This is a genomic window from Actinomycetota bacterium (genome assembly GCA_030682655.1).
Taxonomy (GTDB): Bacteria; Actinomycetota; Coriobacteriia; order Anaerosomatales; family JAUXNU01; genus JAUXNU01.
The window spans coordinates 1-3,716 of record JAUXNU010000026.1 but is presented as its reverse complement, the minus strand read 5'-3'; the positions used below and the strand labels follow the sequence as shown (position 1 = coordinate 3,716).

Below are 3,716 nucleotides of genomic sequence, written 5' to 3'. Positions count from 1 at the left end.
CGCTCGCGCCGAACGGATGCTTCAAGGCGCGACCGGTTCCGTAGGTCAGACCATGCGCCGAGGGAGAGTCAGGAGACCTGGGCTCGCAGGTCACCCACCATATTCATGGTCTTCGCGGAGAGTGATCCGTCTGCCGAACGTTGTTGGGCATGACCCGCGCCCGTTGACTCACATGGTAGCCGAGGACTTGCGAAGTCGGGTCGATGCCCTTGTTCGACAACCGGCCGACAGCCTCAGTCCTCCGAGTAATCGATGAAGTCATGTGCGAGCAGATCCATCAGCATGCAGTCGCGCCACGCGCCGTCAGGTGCGGACTCGCTTTGGCGCATGACCCCGACGCGCTGGAACCCGAGCTTCTCGTAGGCGCGGATGGCGCGCCGGTTGTCTGCGGCCGGATCGACCGTGAACCGATGGACTCCTCGCTCGCAAATGACATGTGCAATAACCACCGAGAGCGCCTCCGGGCCCAGGCCTCGACCCTGCGATGCGTCGCCCAGCACGATGGCCAGACCGACCGACGTACCAGGCGGCCAGCCGAGGTCGTACGCTGAGACGGCACCGGCGAACCCGCCGTCCACGATGATCGCCCATGACGAGGTGTCGGGGGCGTCGAGCAGTGCCGCCCGGAGCCCGGCCTCGCTGGTGTCCGTCCACCACGGCTGTACGCCGGGTTGACGTGCGATGTCCGCCAGAGCCGGCAGATCGTCCGGCGCAAGCAACCGTAGACGCGTACGCCGCCCCTGAAGTACCGAGTCAGTCATGGCTCCCCCGAGCCGATGCGAAGGTTTGTCGAACGTGTTACGGCATGAGCGGCCGGTTTCGCCGTCCATGTTCATCCTAGCGCTTGCGCCGTCCGCTCGATGCCGGGGTTCGACAGTAGCCCTCACTGCGCCGAACCGAATCGGTCTATTCGCTCTCCAATAGCCTGAAGGTGCCGTCGTCCAAACGCTCGAACGTGTACTCGGGCTCATCGGGTGACAGCGCCGAGGCGGGTTGTACCAACCATATGTCGTCTTCGACTGAGTACTCAAGGTCGTTCTGACACACGAGTTCCGCCGGGGTGCTCGTCACCTTCGAGTAGGCCTGCAACACCGCCAGCTCGTCATCCGTGAAGTCCAGGTGCGTCGCCACGGCCGGGATGCTGGACAACTCCACGTCGTGCGGGAACGACATGAACACGACAGCGTCGGTTCCCTCGACATCGAAATATGCGTGGTAGAAGTAGTCCTTCCTTTGCAGGTCACTGTGCTGCGACTGCGTCTCGAGTTCGACCTCGAGCCGATCGAGCTTCGCCTGCCCGCCCGAATCGCTCTTCGTGTAGTCCTCGAGCGCGACCCGGACTCGGTCGACGTCCGCCGACGACGGCTTCTGCGGTGGGTAGAGCTCATGGCCGGAGAAGGACACCACGAGAGCGGCTGCAAGACAGACGGCCGTCAGGGACACGGCTATCACGCGGGCCGGCGTCCAGGGTCTGCGTTCCTTGTTCCTCAGGAGATCGAAGAGCGTGACTCCGAGGAACGTGAACACGAACGTCTCCAGCGCCAGGAGCGCGGGCGCGAAGAAGACGTAGACCACGGGGTCGGTGTCTTCGCCAACTTGTTCGAGCAGATACAAGAGCGACAGGGATTTCCCGAACACAGGCCCGACAAGTCTTGTGGCCCAGGACTCGGGGAAGCCTGCGCCGAGGCTGAACACGAGGCCGAACACGATCGTCAGCACGGCCGCCACTGCTGCTGCGATAGCGATGCGTCGAGGCCCGTGTGGTGCGTGCCGCTTGAGTCCCAACGCGACAAATGCCGCGATGGCCGCAGGCGGCACGCACAAGAACGCGAGCTCAAGCCAGAACAGATCCACGCCCCGCCCCCCAACATGTCCCGACGCTCGCCGGTCGCTTCAGTTCCTGTCTGTCGAACGTTCTTGGGCGTAACCTGCAACGCTTACGCCTGCTCCGGACCTGAGTCTACCTGACACGGCGTTGTCAGGTTGACGCCCGGGTTCGACCGCCCGCCATGAACACGCATCTAGAGCCAGAAGGGGGTGTCTAGCCACGAGCGCATGATGCGATTCTCGGACGATGGCGATTTCCATCTCTGAAGCGCCTGGACGACGTTGGTGTCGATGGCAGGATTCCGAGGGTTATGGATAGCTAGGAAGAAGTCGAACAACATCTTCTCGCTGGACGACCAGCGCCACGACACTTCTTTGAGGATTACCCGATCGTGATCCTCTCGCTCCTCGATCTGCCAAGCGTCGTTGAAGGGGACGAGGCTCTCCAGCACAGTGCCTTCCCACATCTCCCGAAACGCTCGTGATGGCACCCACCCTGTGAAGCGGGCCGGTCCGAGTTCGTAGAATTCCGACAGGAGGCCGATGATAGCGTCCATCGAGTCTTCGATGTAGGCGTCATCGAGCGGAACATGCTTGCCTTCCTCCCCTCGACTCCGAGAGCCAGCCTTGGCGAGGTAGCGATCGTCGACAATGCCCCCGTTGTGCACCACAACGTCGCGAGTGCACTTCACCTCGTTCACAACAGAGAGGCGCGTGTCATCGAGCGGTTTCTTGGAGTCGAAGAAACCAAGCAGCGTCCTAACCGTGTCCGGGAAGCGCTTGTTGAACGTCACCCCGTTCACATGCTCAGCCGCGCTCGCTCTGATTGTCTCGACGATGGATCCCGACAAGGCGAATCTCTCGAGGTTGATGTCCTTCTTGGGTAGTTTGCCGGGGAAGGCGACCAGCAGCTCGATGGCCATGTCGCACATATAGGCCTCAACCTGGCTGAATACGCCGACCAGGAACGCTGACCTGAGGAAGCGGTCTTCGCGAGAGGACATGGACAGAGAACCCTTGGACTTGGCGAAGAGCGTCTTGGCCGCTTCGAGTTCGTGGATGACCATGATCCGTCGAAGCGCAAGCCGGTGCCCGAGCTGTGCGCGATTCGCGATGGCTAGGTAGTCCACGGCAACCTCGCATTGGTCGGTCGAACGTGTTACGGCTTGACCAGCAAGCCGAGGCCGTTTGCGGCCTCGGTGAGAGCATAGCTCTCACGGCCGAGGGTTGTCTGTGTCGAAGCCGGGGTTAGGTACGCAGCGCCAACTCGTATTCGATCTCATCCTCGATAGGGATTCCGTTCTGGCCCACGAGAGGTATCTCTGGCTTGAGGAGCCTTGCCGCTGCCACCGCTCCTGGATAGATGGAGATTCGCGAGAAGCCTCGCGCGCGGTAGAAATCCTGCGCGGCGGAGTTGTCATTCGTAGTCACCAGCCAGAGGCGCTCGCAACCACTCTCTGCAGCAAGGCCACAGATGGCTTTCACGAGCGAGGAACCTGCACCGAGGCCGCTGGTGGCTGCCACGAGGCTGACTATCTCGCATTCGTCGTCATCGAGTCGGTAGTGCAAGACGCCGAGTGGCTGTCCACCGGATATGGCGACGAGGGCGGGAAGAAGCGAGACATCGTGGAGGACGTCCCTTGAGACGACGGAGGTCGAACCGAAGTGTTGGGCGACAAGCGCGTTCGCCCACGACCGCAAGTCCGGTGACAGCGATTGGACTTCCACAGCGCTCCTCGCTGCTGTACCTAGTACTCCAAACCGTAAGTTCGCTCACGTAACCGTCCCTCCTCACGCCGCGGCCCGCACCGCCGTATCCGATAGCTTCGCCATGAGTTCGGCGAGGTCGTCGCGGGTGAACTTCCAGTCGAACGGTGCGGCGATCCCCT

At 62.1% G+C, this 3,716-nt stretch carries 4 protein-coding genes; all 4 read right to left on the bottom strand.

Features of this window, described 5'->3' with window-relative positions; translation table 11 throughout:
• Window positions 1-233: 233 nt before the first annotated feature.
• The 4 genes from Q8K99_01365 to Q8K99_01350 all read right to left on the bottom strand — a co-directional run bounded on the left by Q8K99_01365 (window position 234) and on the right by Q8K99_01350 (window position 3,555).
• Entirely contained in the window at window positions 234-761 is a 528-nt protein-coding gene (locus Q8K99_01365) for a GNAT family protein (GenBank protein ID MDP2181204.1), read from the bottom strand.
• A 145-nt stretch (window positions 762-906) separates the two neighbouring features.
• The gene (locus Q8K99_01360) at window positions 907-1,854 is read right to left on the bottom strand and encodes a hypothetical protein (protein ID MDP2181203.1); all 948 of its coding nucleotides are present in this window, start codon (window positions 1,852-1,854) and stop codon (window positions 907-909) included.
• Between the two features lie 167 nt (window positions 1,855-2,021).
• Window positions 2,022-2,957: a hypothetical protein gene (locus tag Q8K99_01355; protein MDP2181202.1), complete on the bottom strand. Its 936-nt coding sequence runs from the start codon at window positions 2,955-2,957 to the stop codon at window positions 2,022-2,024.
• A 118-nt stretch (window positions 2,958-3,075) separates the two neighbouring features.
• A complete protein-coding gene (locus Q8K99_01350; GenBank protein MDP2181201.1) occupies window positions 3,076-3,555 on the bottom strand; it encodes a GNAT family N-acetyltransferase in 480 nt (159 codons plus the stop codon).
• Window positions 3,556-3,716: the final 161 nt, after the last annotated feature.

Excerpts from the sequence above, each read along its gene's own strand:
- Q8K99_01365 (MDP2181204.1), bottom strand. The coding sequence starts at position 761 with ATGACTGACTCGGTACTTCAGGGGCGGCGTACGCGTCTACGGTTGCTT.